Raw genomic sequence first — 12,894 nt, 5'->3', positions numbered from 1 at the left:
GTACCTCACAGAACGCCGGTGGCTTCGGTGAGCAGCCAGATGCCGACGACCAGGAGGACGGCGCCTACCGCGACTGTCAGACCGAACTGGCCCCACGTTTTGCGGCCCGTGTGGATTTCGGCATAGGTGCCGTAAGCGTGATAGCAAACGCCGACGAACATCGATGCGACCACCAGCAAGGCGATCAGCATCACGATGTCGTAGCCGTAGTTGCGCAGCGTATCCATGATGCCCGAGCCCGTGCCGCGCGACGGGTCTTCAAGCGTGGGCAGGCCCTGGGCCTGAGCGAGCGAACTCAGCATGGCAAACGCCGGCAGGGACGCCAGGGCGGCGATGCGTGCGGAGCGGAAGGGGTGCGAAACCGGATTCATGATGTGAGCCTTTGCGTTACGAGAGGAGGAAAAAAGTCAGCACGACGTACATCGCGACAAAACGCACCGCGACGCCGAGGAACTGACGCTGGGAAATCCGCTGCTCCGACCAGCCGACATAGGCGGTACGCAGTGCCCACGCGCCCCACAGCAGCAGGACCGCGAACACAGCGCCGACCAGCACGACGGAGACGGCGGATGGGGTGAAGCCGCCGTTGGCCTGAAAGGCGGTGATCTGGCTGGCATTCATTTCTTCGGCTCCTGTTCGGAGTCCTGTCGGTAGTCGCCCTGCAACGCCGCGGGGTCGCGCGGTTGGGCGCGCTGCGGCGTCAGGTAGTCATTGATGCCGGTCCGCATGCGCTGCAGGTCAGCCGTGAGGCGGGTGTAGTCGAAGTGATAGCGGGCGCGCTCCTGCGATGCGGTCGCAGCGGACTGCTTCGCGAGACGATCGAGCAGGTCCAGCTGGCGAACGACTGCCGCCAGGTGCTCCTTCTCAGTGCTGTCGTCGGCCGCGACTGCCGGTAGAGCCGTCGACAGGCCGACAATCAGCAGTGCTGCGAGCGTGCTGCGCCTTGCAAGTGCCGGGCGGTAGGACCGTGCCATCGTGCATTCCCCGTTGATGCGTAATGGCTTGATGCTGCGGCGGTGAGCGTGTGAAAGCCGCAAACAATGAGAACTGCCGGCTCACCACATTCTTGGGATGCGGGGGATATGCCTGTCCGGACGTGCCCACGTGGTATCGGCCGCTGTCGGCTGTGGGTGCTCGCTGGGGGTCAACAGGGATCGAATGTGGCGTGTTCGCTTGCTCCGGAACCGCTTGCGGAATACCAGGGGGAAAGGTGCTTCCACCGCAGATAAGCATCCCGACAGGAGTGCAAATCTGACAATTGCGCTCCCTTGAGAGCGGTTATTGAAAATTAGGCGGTGGAATGCAATAATCCGCCTCATGAAAACACATAAACCAGATAGTCACTCCGTTGAGAGTGGTAAAGTAGATGTTCCATTGCCGCTGCCTGTCGAGCGTGCTATCCGCAAGCTCGGCAGCGACGTCGCGCTGGCACGCAGGCGCCGCCGGATTTCGCAGGCCTCGCTGGCCGAGCGAATGGGCGCATCCGTGTCCACCGTCCGGCGCATGGAAAAAGGTGATGTGCGCGTGCCCATCCACTTCTTTGCCCGCGCACTGCATGTCTTCGGTGAGATACAGGCGCTGGCTGGCCTGCTGGATACGGCGCGTGACGACATCGGCCTGACGCTGATGGACGAAAACCTGCCCCAGCGTGTGCGTAGCAAGCCGGGCAAATCGGGGGCGCTATGAAATCGGCTGTTTCGATACGTCAGCAGATTCAGGTCTGCATCGGCAAGGCGGGCACGCCAGTCGGCACCCTCGTCTACGTCAAGCAGGGCCGCCGCGAAAACACCACCTTCGCCTACGACCAGAACTGGCTGGCAAACCCGACCGGCTTCAATGTGTCCGCCGATCTCGGTCTTCACGCCGGGTATCAACCGCGCAGGGCACCGTCAGCACATGATTCCGTCTTTCACTTCGCCCTTGCCGATACGGCTCCGGACGCATGGGGACGCAGGGTCATCGCGCGGGACCACGCCAGGCGCCGCAAGGACAACGCAGCGCTCGCCCCGTTGACCGAGCTGGACTACCTGCTTGCGGTTGACGACTTCAGTCGGGTTGGCGCCTTACGTCTGCGCGACCAGGATGGCCGCTATTGTCGGACGGTGGAGGACGGCAGGCGCAGCACACCGCCGCTTCTGGAACTGCAACGCATCTACAGCGCCAGCCGTGCGGTCGAGCAAGGCCAGGAAAGCACCGAGGATCTGCGTTACCTGCAGGGCAAGGGCACGTCTCTTGGCGGCATGCGGCCCAAGAGCACTGTGGTCGACGAGGATGGCGCGCTGGCCATCGGAAAATTCCCGAGCGTGGGGGATACGCGCAGCGTGACACGCGGAGAGGTGCTGGCCCTGTGCCTGGCGCAACGTGTCGGCATCGACGCTGCGCCTGCCCGTATCGTGGAACTCGACGGCATACCGGTCGCGATCATCCGCCGCTTCGATCGCGATGGTGCCGACGGGCGCATACCGTATCAGTCGGCCGCATCCCTGTTGCAGGCTTCGCGCGAAGAGGATCGAAGCTACACCGAGATCGCGGACGTTATCCGCTCGCTGGGACATGCGCCGACCGCCGATGTGCAGCAATTGTGGCGGCGCCTGGTCTTCAACCTGTTGATCACCAATGTGGATGACCACCTGCAGAACCATGGTTTTCTGCATGTCGAACGGGGGCTCTGGCGACTGGCGCCGGCCTTCGACGTCAATCCCTTCCCCGACAAGGACAGGGAATCCAAGACCTGGCTGTCAGAAGAGGATGGGCCGATCACCGATCTTGAGATGCTGCTGGCCCGAAGCGCGTATTTTTCGTTGAGCAGGAGCGATGCACTGGCCGTGCTGGCCGAAGTGCATGCAGCCGTTCTGGATTGGCGGAAGGTCGCGCTCAGTGCCGCGGTGGGGTTGCGCTCGAACGAGCTGGACGATTTCGCGCCTGCCTTCGAACATGAACAGATGTCGCTTGCGAAAACGCTGCTGGGTTGATCGACCCACGAACTGAAAAGAGAAGCAGGCGCAAAATTGCGCCTGTATTCATAGCTTCTGTCTAATAGAGGTTCTTTCCAGAAAGAGCCGAAACTCTTTCGCCGTGAATCCGGTCATAGATTTCCTCTCTGTGAACATTCACGTCCTTCGGCGCAGAGGTTCCGAACTTCACCTGCTGGCCTTTGACCCCCAGGACGGTGACGGTGATATCGTCCCCAATACGGATGATTTCACCGACGCGGCGCGTCAGAATGAGCATTTGCCCTCCTTGCTGGCGTTCTTTTTGTCTGCCGGAAAGGCCATCAATGGCCGGAGGGGAAAGCCCACCAATGACAGCGCGGGCGGATTTCCATGGTGTTGGTCGCTATTCCACTCCGGGCTCCCTATTTTTGATAGCACCGTGTGGAAATTTCATCATGGCAGAAGTATTTCGGTTTTCATAAATGTTTTTGCAGATCAATAATTGAATATTGATCGTTATTGCCGATCAACATTTGCGGACCTGAGTGTCAGTTTGCATCGTGGCAATACACCTATAAATACTTCTTAAAGCTGCTGGCTGTGATGTCCGTCGCCAGTCCCAGCAGCACCGCGCTGGGCAACAGGATGAGCAAGGGACTCACACTCAATGGGAGCGCCAGGTAGATGACCCATGGCAGCACCGCCAGCGGCATCAGCGATGCTTTGGCGCGATGATAGATGAAGCCGGATTCGCGTCCGGCGCCGAAACGGCGGATGTCGCGGCGCACGAGGCCGTCGACCAGCCCGACGAAGGCCGCCATCAGGAACAGCGGCAAGGTGAGCACCAGTACCATCAGGCGCACGATGAACACCAGGGTCGTGAACGCCGCGGCGATCAGGTAGCTTTCCACCCAGACATAGGCTTGGCTGATGTAGTAGCGAAAATCCCGCGCTGCGCCATGGCTGGGAGCGCTGGCCTGGTTCGCCGCATTGCGCATCCATTCCAGCAGGCCGGTTTTGACGAAGATCCACTCGTGGGCCTGTTCGACCAGCCAATGGGCAGTGCGCCCCGGCTCCTGTACGAGAGCGCTACGGGTGAAGTGGCCGGAGAGCTGCGCCAGCTCGTAGTCCAGCATTCCCTGTGCGTGCCGCCATCCCTGTTCCGGCCAGAACAGGTGCATGCCCACGCACTCGATGACGATGCACAGAAGGAGCGAGCCGCACAGTACGCCGAAGAGGCGAAACGGCAGCGTGATGATGCCGGCGATCAGCCCCTGCTGGCGGTTCTGCTGGCGTTGCACTGTCGCGGCCGGATCGCTCATGGCAGAGCCGCTTCGTCTTCAGCTGTGGCAATGTGCCGGAAACCGTCGAGAAGGTCGTCCGGCAAGGGCTCATCCTGAAGGCCGGGAAGTCCCTGGTTTTCCCACCAGTCGCCGGCTTCGACGTAGTGCTGACGCATGTACCCGGCGAGTTGCTGTAGATCCCGCGGCATCTCCTCGTCTGGGTCGGGAGCCGGGAGCGGCATGCGGATTTTCCACAGGTTGCCGCCCTCCAGCAATGCGAACGCCTGACCTTTGGGCAGAGACACCACATGCGCGGGTTCGATCAACGGCACGCTTGTCGTGGTGATGCGATCCTGGGTGTTGCTGGTGAAGTCCGTCTGGCCGCGAATATCCGAGCTATCGGTGGCACCGCTCATCAGCGAAGTCGTGTAAACCTCGACCTTGGGAAGCTGTTTGGTCAACAGCTCTGCCGTGGCCGTTTCGCGTACCCGCAGCATGAAGAGATTATTGAAGTTGCCGACGACCTGGCCAGCCTTGGCGCGGTTGCCGATGCGTGCTTCGATATCGCTCAACGTTTGGGTATAGGCCGTGACCTGGAGTCCCGCGCCGCCACCTTTGTTGACCATGGGAATGAACTCATCGCCCATTAATTCATTAAATTCGTCCGCGTGGACGTTGATGGGAATTTTCACCCCGGTAGCCGCGCCGGGAAGGCCGTCATCAATCCCGAATTTGTAGATGTGTCCAGCGACGGATACCAGGTCGCTGAACATCGAGTTTCCGACCGCCGCCGCAACCTCTGCATCCGACAAGGCATCCAGGCCAACGTAAACGACCGCCCTCTTGCGGATGATCTGCATCCAGTCGAAGATCGGCCGCGGGTCGTTCAGGTCGGAATAGTTGGGGGCGAGCAGCTGTGCGGTTTTGCCGGTGGTGAGCTTCTCAAGCAACGGCAACAACGACGCGACGATCTTGTCGAAATAGGTGCGGTCATAACGCACTGCCGACCGCAAGCCATCAAGCACGGGGTCGTACACGCGCACCTGAGACAGATACTGTTCGAGCGCCACCACGCGCTTCTCCCTGCCCATCATGTGACGTGGAGTGTTCTTGTCGTTGATCCGGCCCTCCAACTGAACGATGATCTCCCAGGCCTTCGGCTCATGGATTGCGAAGTAGCGTTGGGCATATTCGATGAACAGCGCGTCGATGTTCACGACATGCCGCTGGATCAGCAGGTAGTCCGGCCGCTGCCCCAGCTCCACCAGGGCCCTGGCGATGATGTTGACGAACCGCCATGCAAATTCACGGAATGCAGCGCTATTGCCTTCCCCGGAAAGCTGCCCGGCGATGCGGGTCGCCACTTCACTGATGCGGCCGAAGCGTCCCACAGCGTTGTAGCGGGCCGAAATGTCGGGCCATCCGAGATGAAACACATAGAATTCGCCCTCACGCCCGGCGCGTTTGGCCTCGACGTACATCCGTTTCAACAGGTCTGCGTCACCCTTTGGATCGAAGACGATGACGACCTCATGCTCACCGGAGGCGTTGCGCCGACGGATGTCTTGCGTGATGAATAATTCGGCCAGGCGAGTTTTGCCGACGCGGGTGGTTCCCAGCACAAGCGAGTGGCCGACGCGTTCGCCGAGCGGCAGGGTGACGTCGATCTCGTGCGGCTCGATGCCGTGCAGGCGTGGCGTGCCTCCCACTGGGGGCAGCTGTCGCGCGGGATTCAATGGGCTGTCCCATGCAATCACCCGAGCGAGTTTTGAAAGCGGAAACGGCGCGAACTCCAGACGCTCTTCGACGCGCCGGGCAAGGCGGTAGATCGGCGTGGGTTCGACGTAGCGCCGAAACTCCGGTCGATAGGTTTGCATCAGCCGGTGAGTGTGGCGTTGATCCCAGCGAAAACCGCGGCCGATAAACAGGCGTTGCCGACTGACCGGCACCTGCCGGCTGGTCATGACATAGCGAGGCAGGCGGCGGATGTTGCGGCGGTATCGCAAGATAGCCATCGCCTCGCGCAAGCGGATGCCGCCGAACACGAGGAATGCCATAGCGCTGGCGAAGCCCAGCAGCGGGCTTAACGCCAGCGACCAGGGTGCCACCATGCACACCAACGCGGCGCCGGCGCAAACCGCAACGGTGTATAGCTCCACCGCTGGCCGCAGCAGCACTTCCACCGCATGAGGCTGGGCCATGATGGCGCACTCACTGCTCGATGCCGGTGGCGGTGATCAGGACCGGGTAATGCCGCAGTCCCAACCGCTGCGCGAGGTCGTCACCCGATACCGGAGACAACGTGAGCTCGGGAGCCAGCTTGCGCAACCCAGTAAGTGTCTCCGCCGATCCGACATTGACCACGAGACCGACGGCGCTGATTTCGTGCAGCGCCGCCTTGCGCTCAATCAGCCAGGCGCGGGAGCGTTTGTCATCACCGATGAGGAAAACGGGTGCCAGGCCTGGTGCCTGGATCACCCTGCGAGGTTCATCGCCGGGCGACAGCCGCTCCGAGCGCACGGGCAGCATATCGGCTTCGCTGAAGGTCTTGTCTGCGGACGGCGGCACAGAGATCCGCGGCGGGTCCGGTTGACCCTGGCGTGGTGGCAGGTCCAGCGCCTGGTAATAAGGCAAGGCCGACCTGCCTCCATGGTCCTCGACTACCACGAGAGGCGGTTGGCCTGCCAGGGCTGGCAGACCACCGGCACATAACAGGGCGCAAAGAATCGGCCTCGCGGCAACGGCAGTGAAGGTATGCTTCATGGGGTATTCCTCCTGGTGGAAGCGTCAGCACGGGAAGGACCGACCACGCGCGCCAGGTGCTGGCTGACGCTGCGCCGGTAGCGCGCGGCGGGAGCGCCGCCAGCCGGGCGGTGATAGCGGCCGATCGCGAGCAACCAGTCTTCGCCCGGCGTATGTTGTTCACGCAGGATTTCGGCCGCGATCGCGAGGTTGCGATATGGATCGAGCAGGTCACAGGGGTGGCTGTAGCGATGCTTCTGATAACCCAGGTTGATCTGAGCCAGTCCCGCGTCGATGCGGGTTGGCGGCACTTCGCGCAACGCTTTGTTCAGCCCGTTGCATGCCTCGGCGTGGCTACCGAAACGGCGGGCGGTTCCAGCGACGTTCAGGGTCCAGGGCCATGGGACCAGTCGGCCACCACGCCGCAAGCCGCTCTCCTGCAGCGCAACGGCATAGAGCACCGGGGACGGAATTTCCGCACGCTGCGCCGCGACCTGGTAGGCAGGAGGCGGTATCTCCTGTGCCCTGGAGAGCGCGGTTCCGGCGATCGAGGCGGCCAGAACTGCAAGCAGGCGTGCATAGCGGTTCATTGCCTTTGCCATTCGCCGCCGATCTGCCGCACGACGGCTGGCAGATCCCCTTGCAGGCCCAGCGACAACCAGCGGCCTGCATCATGGTTGAGGGTGATGGAGCCGCTACGAACACGGGCGGGGTCAATCCGGGCGCGCTTGGCCCAATCGCGGATGCGGGCATCATCCTGGCGGCTGCCGACCATGTAGAGGTCGAATTCAGCCCCGGAGGTCTGCAATTGCTGGACAAGCTGGCCGCATGAGGCACAACCGTCCTTGATGAATACGGCCAACCGGTTCGCATCGCCCGGCACACCGGTTGCGCTGAAAGTCTGGTTGGCCCCCGGCAGATTGACGCGCTGCATGCCCGGATGCAGGCGTTGCCAGGCAGCGTCATAAGCACGCTGGTAAGCCAGTGTTTTCTCGACACGCCGCGCTTCGACCTGAACCTGCAGTTCGGCGTAGCGCCGGCGCTCTTCATCTGAACGCGCCTCGATGCCGAGCGCGGTAAGCGGATCGAGATTGGGGGAAAAAATGCCCAGCGGACCACGCATCACCTCCCGGTAACGTGTCCATTCCTCCAGGCGCAGCCCCCAGTCGCGAGCATTTTTCTCCTCGCTGTTGCTCGCAGTTGTCGCCTGTTCCTGATCAGGTACAGCAGGTGACGTGGACGTGCGGGTGTTCTGTGCTGATACGGGGGAGATGACGCCAACGGCAAGGTTGGTAGCCAGGGCAAGCGAAATGATCATGCGGTTCATCTGGCCCTCCTATGGCGCTACCACGCGAAGAACCTGACCGTTGTTCTGGAACACGGCGGTGCGGTCTTCGATGGTTTCCAGCCGCCAGCCAGCCTCGGATTCACCGGGCCGCAAAACGCCGGTCAGTGGCGAGGAAGCTCCCCTCGCGGGCTGAATCGACAAAAAGCGTTCACCGCCCCGCATTTCGAGACCAACGACCTTGAATGGAGGCACCGCCGCCTTGCGCCTGGAGGCCTGGTTTTTCTGCGCGCGGGTTGGGGCGGGTGCGACCTGAGCGGCTTTCGCCAGGCGGGCTTCCAGTTGCTCGATGCGGCTATGCAACGGGGCAAGGCTCTCGGCCGTCAGCCGTTCGCCGAGGGCCTGCTCGATCCTGGAAGCCCATTGCTCGATGGCCTGACGCTCGATCTCGAATTGCGTGGTCGTCAACATGTCGGGCTGCTGACGCTGCGCTTCGAGCTGCTGACTCAGTTCTGCCAGCCGGGCCTCCAGGGCTGCGACTTGTGTGCTCTGTGCGCTGCCGCCTGCCTCGGTGGCAAGGTTGGACAACGCCACGTGATTCACCACCACTCCCGTGCTGATCAGCAAGACCCAGGTGATGGTGGCCACGCGCAGCAGCGGTACCCGCGACCGACGGGGAGAGCCGGGGATGGTGGTCATGGCCGCACCTCCGTTGTGAGCGGACGTCTTTCGACATGATCGGCAGCCTTCAAGGCTGACTGCGGGGGGGATTGGGTCTGACTTGATGACGGCTGCTGAGCGCGGTTGAAGCAAATTCGGCGAGCGCCATCATCGACTTTCAGATCCCACGCAGGACCTGCTAACGTCAGCAGGGCATCGCGAAGCAGCATCGGCCCCAGCCGATAGTGGGATGCTGGCAGCGGCAATGAGTTGAGTGCGGTGATGTCGCCCACCGGGCAAAGTTGGTAGCCGGAACGCAGCAAGACGTGATGCAGTGCATCGCCCACTGTCGCGCTGCGCGTGTCGGGAATGGAGACATCGACAACCTGCAGCAACAGGTCTTGCTGTGCCGATGCCGGCGCCAGTTCGACCAGCGTGTAACGGCCATAGCGAACGACGGGCACGAATTCCGGATTCGGCTTCGTCGGTGCGATCGCCGGCTTTGCGATCGGGGCGGCCTTGGGCGGAGGCGTTGTCGTCGCGCAGCCGCTCATCAGTACGGCGGCGATCAGCAGGCCGCCGCCCGCCAGACGGCGATGAAAGTGGCTGAGTGGTTGCATGTGTCGGTTCTCTGGGACGTTGAACCGACACCATCGCTGTTGATGGCGGGAGCATCAGCAAACAAAGGGATTTGCTGGCTCTCCCTATTTAAGTCATCTGCGATGTCGCTGCGCAGCCTGGGCCTGAGTCACACCACCATGCGCTGGGTGTCCAGGCCGCCGCCGCGATCGGTGTCAAAGAAGCCGCCGGCCTCCAGCACCTTGGTGCCGACCACGCCGTCGCGGTGGAAGGTCAGCGACTGCAACCCGGAGGCCATTTTCCTGGCTCCCTTGGTAGCGCGTCGCCAGACAGTCGTGGTACCAGAACGTCATGCCCAAGCCGCCAAGAAACGCTAAAGGGGCGGTTCCAGTCCGGGTCAACCCGATTCTTAGCGGCAGAGTGTCCGGATCCGCCGGGGCAGGCACTACAGCGATGCGCGTATCCCGCGTCCATGCAACAAGAGGGCTCCCGATATCGCAAAACTGAAGACATTAGGTTGGAGATGTTCCATTTTTAGCCACTGATCGGCGTGTGATTTGGAGCAGGAGCATTTAAGGACTAGCCGACTGGTCTAATTTGGAATATACTGCATCGCATGACCAATACTACGAACGACGTTCGCCAACACATCCTGACTACCGCGCAAAGCATCATTGGCGGTAAGGGCTTCAGTGCCGTTGGCCTGAATGAAATCCTCCATGCCTCGAGCGTGCCCAAGGGCTCGTTCTATCATTACTTCGGGTCGAAGGAGGCGTTTGGTGAGGCCTTGCTGGAAAACTATTTCACCGATTACCTGGCTGCGCTTGATGCCGTGCTGGCTCGGTCCGACGTGTCGGCCGGGGAGCGCTTGATGGCCTATTTCGAGCACTGGCTGGAGACCCAGGCAACCTGCGATCCGAAAGGCAAGTGCCTGGCGGTCAAGCTGGCCGCCGAGGTCAGCGACCTTTCCGAAGCGATGCGTTCCGTCCTCGATTATGGTACTGCACGCATCATTGCGCGCCTGACCCGTGCCATCGAGGCTGGCGTAGCAGACGGCTCCCTTGCCTCGCAGCCGGATGCCAGCGCCATGGCGACCACGCTGTACCAATTGTGGCTAGGGGCGAGCTTGCGCGCCAAGATTACGCGCGACCGCGTACCTCTTGAGTCCGCATTGACCGCTACGCGTGGGTTGCTGGGGCTGCCTGCTGCGGTCGGCACCTGAAACACCAGTTTTTTTGTCCGGGAGCTATACGACCGGTCTAATCAAGCAATGTATCTGTTTTGTTTGGCCGCCTTTACCTCACATCCTCAAGGAGCTCACTCATGACTGAGATCACCCAGACCCGCATCGTGCTTGCCTCGCGCCCTGTGGGCGAGCCGAAGCCGGAAGACTTCCGGCTGGAGCAGGGGCCGCTGCCTCAATCCGCCGCGGGTCAATTGCTGTTGGAGACGCTCTATCTCTCGCTCGACCCGTACATGCGCGGGCGGATGAGCGATGCACCGTCCTACGCGCCGCCGTGGGAACTGGGCGCGGTGCCGAGCGGCGGCGCGGTGAGCCGGGTGGCGGTCTCGCATCACCCCGATTTTCAACCCGGCGATCTGGTGCTCGGCGATACCGGCTGGCAGAGCCACACGTTGTCCGACGGGCATGGCCTGAGCCTGCTCGACCGCAGCCTGGCGCAGCCCTCGCTGGCGCTGAGCGTGCTGGGCATGCCGGGGTTCACCGCCTACCACGGCCTGCTGAACATCGGCCGGCCGCAAGCGGGCGAGACCGTGGTCGTCGCCTCGGCCACCGGCGCGGTCGGCTCGGTGGTCGGGCAGCTTGCCAGGCTCAAGGGTGCGCGCGCCATCGGCATCGCCGGCGGGGAGGAGAAATGCCGCTACGCGGTGGAAGCGCTGGGCTTTGACGTCTGCCTCGACCACCGTGCGCCTGACTTCGCCGAGCAACTGGCGGCCGCCACGCCGCAGGGCATCGACGTCTACTACGAGAACGTCGGTGGTGCAGTGCTCGACGCCGTGCTGCCGCGACTCAACGTCGGCGCCCGCGTGCCGGTGTGCGGGCTGATCGCGCATTACAACGACACCGGCCTGCCGCCCAGCCCGGACCGTATGCCGCAGCTGCTGGGCCTGGTGCTGCGCAAGCGCCTGCTGCTCCAGGGCTTCATCATCAGCGATCACTACGCCGACGGCTTCACAGCCTTCCAGTGCGACATGGGCGGCTGGGTCGCCGCGGGCAAGGTCAAGCTCCGCGAGGACTTCGTCGAGGGGTTGGAGCGCGCGCCGCAGGCGCTGATCGACCTGCTGGCCGGTAAGCACTTCGGCAAGGTCGTGGTGCGCGTGGCCGGCGCCTGAATCTTTCCATCTTCATCATTCCAAGGAGAACTTCCACATGGCAAACATTCTCGTCGTCCTCACCTCTCACGACCAGCTCGGCGACACCGGCAGGAAGACCGGTTTCTGGCTGGAGGAACTGGCCGCACCCTACTACGCCTTCCACGATGCCGGCGCGACCCTGACACTGGCCTCGCCCAGGGGCGGCCAGCCGCCTCTCGACCCCAAGAGCGACGAACCCGACGCCCAGACTGAGGCCACCCGCCGCTTCCAGTCCGACGCCGACGCGATGAAGGCGCTGGCCAACACCCGCAAGCTGTCCGAAGTCGCCATCGGCGAATTCGATGCGGTGTTCTACCCCGGCGGCCACGGCCCGCTCTGGGATCTGGCCGAAGACCCCGCCTCGATCGGCCTGATCGAGGCGGCGGTCAGGGCCGGCAAGCCGGTCGGTGCGGTCTGCCACGCGCCGGGCGTGCTGCGCCACGCCGAGGGCGTCGACGGCAAGCCGCTGGTCGCCGGCAAGCGGGTGACCGGCTTCAGCAACAGCGAGGAGGAAGCGGTCGGCCTGACCGAGGTGGTGCCGTTCCTGGTCGAAGACGTGCTCAAGGCCAATGGCGGCCACTACAGCCAGGGCGCCGACTGGGCCTCGCATGTGCAGACCGACGGCCTGCTGGTCACCGGCCAGAACCCGGCCTCGTCCGCCGACGCCGCCAAGGCCCTGCTTTCCCTTCTGTGAGGAGTCTGAACATGTCCGCTTATGTGGTTTTCCTGCGAGAACGCACCCTCGACGCCGGCGAACTTGACACCTACGCCAAGGAAGCTCCAGCCGCGCGCGAAGGGCACGACCTGACGCCGTTGGCGTTCTATGACGATTTCGAAGTGCTGGAAGGCCCGACGATCGAGGGCGGCGTGATCCTGCGCTTTCCCGATATGCAGGCCGCGCGCGCCTGGTATCACAGCCCCGCCTACCAGGCGGCACGAGCGCACCGGTTCAAGGGCGCGGAATACCGCGTGGTCCTGCTCGACGGTATCGATGCGCCGCCTGCGGCCTGAGTCGACGCTCCCACACACGCACAGGAAT

General features: G+C 62.9%; 18 protein-coding genes. 6 read left to right on the top strand and 12 right to left on the bottom strand.

Annotated elements, in window-relative coordinates:
* Positions 1 to 5: 5 nt before the first annotated feature.
* The 3 genes from QMG90_RS19870 to QMG90_RS19860 are packed head-to-tail and all read right to left on the bottom strand — an operon-like array spanning position 6 to position 974.
* Positions 6 to 371 carry a TIGR03745 family integrating conjugative element membrane protein gene (locus tag QMG90_RS19870; RefSeq protein ID WP_023102481.1) on the bottom strand — a complete coding sequence of 122 codons (366 nt, stop codon included), beginning with the start codon at positions 369 to 371 and terminating at the stop codon, positions 6 to 8.
* 16 nt (positions 372 to 387) lie between these two features.
* Entirely contained in the window at positions 388 to 621 is a 234-nt protein-coding gene (locus QMG90_RS19865; protein ID WP_023102482.1) for a TIGR03758 family integrating conjugative element protein, read from the bottom strand.
* Complete coding sequence (locus QMG90_RS19860) at positions 618 to 974, bottom strand: integrative conjugative element protein, RAQPRD family (protein ID WP_023102483.1); 357 nt, start codon at positions 972 to 974, stop codon at positions 618 to 620. Before QMG90_RS19860 ends, QMG90_RS19865 begins: the two co-directional genes overlap by 4 nt.
* Positions 975 to 1,317: 343 nt before the next feature.
* Here QMG90_RS19860 and QMG90_RS19855 point away from each other — a divergent pair, with 343 nt between their 5' ends.
* Both QMG90_RS19855 and QMG90_RS19850 read left to right on the top strand, forming a co-directional pair.
* Positions 1,318 to 1,686, top strand: coding sequence for a helix-turn-helix domain-containing protein (locus QMG90_RS19855; RefSeq protein WP_049874857.1), 369 nt, complete (start codon positions 1,318 to 1,320; stop codon positions 1,684 to 1,686).
* Positions 1,683 to 2,972: a type II toxin-antitoxin system HipA family toxin gene (locus tag QMG90_RS19850; protein WP_033938200.1), complete on the top strand. Its 1,290-nt coding sequence runs from the start codon at positions 1,683 to 1,685 to the stop codon at positions 2,970 to 2,972. Before QMG90_RS19855 ends, QMG90_RS19850 begins: the two co-directional genes overlap by 4 nt.
* A 61-nt stretch (positions 2,973 to 3,033) precedes the next feature.
* Here QMG90_RS19850 and csrA read toward each other — a convergent pair whose 3' ends face one another.
* The 9 genes from csrA to QMG90_RS19805 form a co-directional block, all read right to left on the bottom strand.
* Positions 3,034 to 3,231: a carbon storage regulator CsrA gene (csrA, locus tag QMG90_RS19845; protein ID WP_010427565.1), complete on the bottom strand. Its 198-nt coding sequence runs from the start codon at positions 3,229 to 3,231 to the stop codon at positions 3,034 to 3,036.
* Positions 3,232 to 3,505: 274 nt separating this feature from the next.
* Entirely contained in the window at positions 3,506 to 4,255 is a 750-nt protein-coding gene (locus QMG90_RS19840; protein WP_033938196.1) for a TIGR03747 family integrating conjugative element membrane protein, read from the bottom strand.
* On the bottom strand, positions 4,252 to 6,417 hold the full coding sequence (gene traD, locus QMG90_RS19835) for a type IV conjugative transfer system coupling protein TraD (protein WP_023102488.1): 2,166 nt from the start codon (positions 6,415 to 6,417) through the stop codon (positions 4,252 to 4,254). The genes QMG90_RS19840 and traD overlap by 4 nt, the downstream gene beginning before the upstream one ends.
* A 10-nt stretch (positions 6,418 to 6,427) precedes the next feature.
* Positions 6,428 to 6,979 (bottom strand): integrating conjugative element protein, encoded by a 552-nt coding sequence (locus QMG90_RS19830; RefSeq protein WP_023102489.1) that lies wholly within the window; start codon positions 6,977 to 6,979, stop codon positions 6,428 to 6,430.
* On the bottom strand, positions 6,976 to 7,548 hold the full coding sequence (locus tag QMG90_RS19825) for a lysozyme family protein (protein WP_023102490.1): 573 nt from the start codon (positions 7,546 to 7,548) through the stop codon (positions 6,976 to 6,978). Before QMG90_RS19825 ends, QMG90_RS19830 begins: the two co-directional genes overlap by 4 nt.
* Positions 7,545 to 8,285, bottom strand: a complete 741-nt coding sequence (locus QMG90_RS19820) for a TIGR03759 family integrating conjugative element protein (RefSeq protein ID WP_023102491.1) — start codon at positions 8,283 to 8,285, stop codon at positions 7,545 to 7,547. Before QMG90_RS19820 ends, QMG90_RS19825 begins: the two co-directional genes overlap by 4 nt.
* 9 nt (positions 8,286 to 8,294) lie before the next feature.
* Entirely contained in the window at positions 8,295 to 8,942 is a 648-nt protein-coding gene (locus tag QMG90_RS19815; RefSeq protein WP_023102492.1) for a hypothetical protein, read from the bottom strand.
* Entirely contained in the window at positions 8,939 to 9,523 is a 585-nt protein-coding gene (gene pilL2, locus QMG90_RS19810) for a PFGI-1 class ICE element type IV pilus protein PilL2 (protein ID WP_023102493.1), read from the bottom strand. Before pilL2 ends, QMG90_RS19815 begins: the two co-directional genes overlap by 4 nt.
* A 128-nt stretch (positions 9,524 to 9,651) precedes the next feature.
* Positions 9,652 to 9,780 (bottom strand): hypothetical protein, encoded by a 129-nt coding sequence (locus QMG90_RS19805; protein WP_257719772.1) that lies wholly within the window; start codon positions 9,778 to 9,780, stop codon positions 9,652 to 9,654.
* A gap of 318 nt (positions 9,781 to 10,098) precedes the next feature.
* On the opposite strand from QMG90_RS19805, the gene QMG90_RS19800 reads away from it, so the two are divergent.
* The 4 genes from QMG90_RS19800 to QMG90_RS19785 all read left to right on the top strand — a co-directional run bounded on the left by QMG90_RS19800 (position 10,099) and on the right by QMG90_RS19785 (position 12,866).
* Complete coding sequence (locus QMG90_RS19800) at positions 10,099 to 10,704, top strand: TetR/AcrR family transcriptional regulator (protein ID WP_023102495.1); 606 nt, start codon at positions 10,099 to 10,101, stop codon at positions 10,702 to 10,704.
* 101 nt (positions 10,705 to 10,805) lie between these two features.
* A complete protein-coding gene (locus QMG90_RS19795) occupies positions 10,806 to 11,834 on the top strand; it encodes an NADP-dependent oxidoreductase (RefSeq protein WP_023102496.1) in 1,029 nt (342 codons plus the stop codon).
* Positions 11,835 to 11,871: 37 nt separating this feature from the next.
* Positions 11,872 to 12,549 (top strand): type 1 glutamine amidotransferase domain-containing protein, encoded by a 678-nt coding sequence (locus QMG90_RS19790; protein ID WP_023102497.1) that lies wholly within the window; start codon positions 11,872 to 11,874, stop codon positions 12,547 to 12,549.
* A gap of 11 nt (positions 12,550 to 12,560) precedes the next feature.
* Entirely contained in the window at positions 12,561 to 12,866 is a 306-nt protein-coding gene (locus QMG90_RS19785) for a DUF1330 domain-containing protein (RefSeq protein WP_023102498.1), read from the top strand.
* The last annotated feature ends 28 nt before the right edge of the window (positions 12,867 to 12,894 follow it).

This window comes from Trabulsiella odontotermitis (assembly GCF_030053895.1).
GTDB classification, from domain to species: Bacteria; Pseudomonadota; Gammaproteobacteria; order Enterobacterales; family Enterobacteriaceae; genus Trabulsiella; species Trabulsiella odontotermitis_C.
Note: the sequence above shows the minus strand (reverse complement) of the source record. Positions and strands in the feature narration are given on the sequence as shown.

Excerpts from the sequence above, each read along its gene's own strand:
- QMG90_RS19840 (WP_033938196.1), bottom strand. The coding sequence starts at position 4,255 with ATGAGCGATCCGGCCGCGACAGTGCAACGCCAGCAGAACCGCCAGCAG.
- traD (WP_023102488.1), bottom strand. The coding sequence starts at position 6,417 with ATGGCCCAGCCTCATGCGGTGGAAGTGCTGCTGCGGCCAGCGGTGGAG.
- QMG90_RS19820 (WP_023102491.1), bottom strand. The coding sequence starts at position 8,285 with ATGAACCGCATGATCATTTCGCTTGCCCTGGCTACCAACCTTGCCGTT.
- QMG90_RS19850 (WP_033938200.1), top strand. The coding sequence starts at position 1,683 with ATGAAATCGGCTGTTTCGATACGTCAGCAGATTCAGGTCTGCATCGGC.
- QMG90_RS19855 (WP_049874857.1), top strand. The coding sequence starts at position 1,318 with ATGAAAACACATAAACCAGATAGTCACTCCGTTGAGAGTGGTAAAGTA.
- QMG90_RS19830 (WP_023102489.1), bottom strand. The coding sequence starts at position 6,979 with ATGAAGCATACCTTCACTGCCGTTGCCGCGAGGCCGATTCTTTGCGCC.
- QMG90_RS19790 (WP_023102497.1), top strand. The coding sequence starts at position 11,872 with ATGGCAAACATTCTCGTCGTCCTCACCTCTCACGACCAGCTCGGCGAC.
- QMG90_RS19805 (WP_257719772.1), bottom strand. The coding sequence starts at position 9,780 with ATGGCCTCCGGGTTGCAGTCGCTGACCTTCCACCGCGACGGCGTGGTC.
- QMG90_RS19800 (WP_023102495.1), top strand. The coding sequence starts at position 10,099 with ATGACCAATACTACGAACGACGTTCGCCAACACATCCTGACTACCGCG.
- QMG90_RS19785 (WP_023102498.1), top strand. The coding sequence starts at position 12,561 with ATGTCCGCTTATGTGGTTTTCCTGCGAGAACGCACCCTCGACGCCGGC.
- QMG90_RS19865 (WP_023102482.1), bottom strand. The coding sequence starts at position 621 with ATGAATGCCAGCCAGATCACCGCCTTTCAGGCCAACGGCGGCTTCACC.
- pilL2 (WP_023102493.1), bottom strand. The coding sequence starts at position 9,523 with ATGCAACCACTCAGCCACTTTCATCGCCGTCTGGCGGGCGGCGGCCTG.
- csrA (WP_010427565.1), bottom strand. The coding sequence starts at position 3,231 with ATGCTCATTCTGACGCGCCGCGTCGGTGAAATCATCCGTATTGGGGAC.
- QMG90_RS19815 (WP_023102492.1), bottom strand. The coding sequence starts at position 8,942 with ATGACCACCATCCCCGGCTCTCCCCGTCGGTCGCGGGTACCGCTGCTG.
- QMG90_RS19825 (WP_023102490.1), bottom strand. The coding sequence starts at position 7,548 with ATGAACCGCTATGCACGCCTGCTTGCAGTTCTGGCCGCCTCGATCGCC.
- QMG90_RS19795 (WP_023102496.1), top strand. The coding sequence starts at position 10,806 with ATGACTGAGATCACCCAGACCCGCATCGTGCTTGCCTCGCGCCCTGTG.
- QMG90_RS19860 (WP_023102483.1), bottom strand. The coding sequence starts at position 974 with ATGGCACGGTCCTACCGCCCGGCACTTGCAAGGCGCAGCACGCTCGCA.
- QMG90_RS19870 (WP_023102481.1), bottom strand. The coding sequence starts at position 371 with ATGAATCCGGTTTCGCACCCCTTCCGCTCCGCACGCATCGCCGCCCTG.